Source organism: Streptomyces sp. M2CJ-2, from assembly GCF_016757295.1.
Classification (GTDB): Bacteria; Actinomycetota; Actinomycetes; order Streptomycetales; family Streptomycetaceae; genus Streptomyces.
Genome location: NZ_JAESIF010000293.1, coordinates 1 through 493 on the forward strand (window position 1 = coordinate 1; position 493 = coordinate 493).

A 493-nucleotide genomic window follows, 5' to 3' on the forward strand; every position below is an offset into this window, starting at 1 on the left:
GGTCGGTGCGGGCCATCTCGCGGGTGACGCCGTCGGTGGCGCCGGACTCTTCCAGCAGGCCGATGCGCTTCTGCATCTCGTCGACGCCCCACTCGACCATGTCGGTGGCCTGGGCGACGTGTTCGTCGGTCGGGCCCTGGATGAGGACCTGGGCGAGCCCGAGGAAGCCCCGCCAGTCGCCGACGCCCTTCAGGTCGGCGATGTAGAAGTCCACGGTCTCGTCAAGGGCCAGCCACAGGGCCAGCGCGCGCAGGGCAGCGGTCTTGCCCTGGTTGGACAGGCCGGTGAGCAGGACGTGCCGCTGGAAGACGCTCACGCCGACGGCGTCGCCGCGCAGGTTCTGCCCCCACGGTGCGCTGCCGGTGTAGTAGTCGGCCGTCGCGTCCTCTTCGAGCATCAGCGGGGACGGGCCGATGGGCTCGTCGAGGGCGCCGGAGTCGGCGATCCACAGGCGGACGGTGCGCGGGGCGGGCGGGATGGTGATGAACACTTC

General features: G+C 71.2%; 1 protein-coding gene. It reads right to left on the reverse strand.

Features of this window, described 5'->3' with window-relative positions:
* A partial coding sequence (locus tag JL475_RS39365; protein ID WP_272933045.1) for an FtsK/SpoIIIE domain-containing protein occupies positions 1-493 on the reverse strand: 493 nt, incomplete at both ends.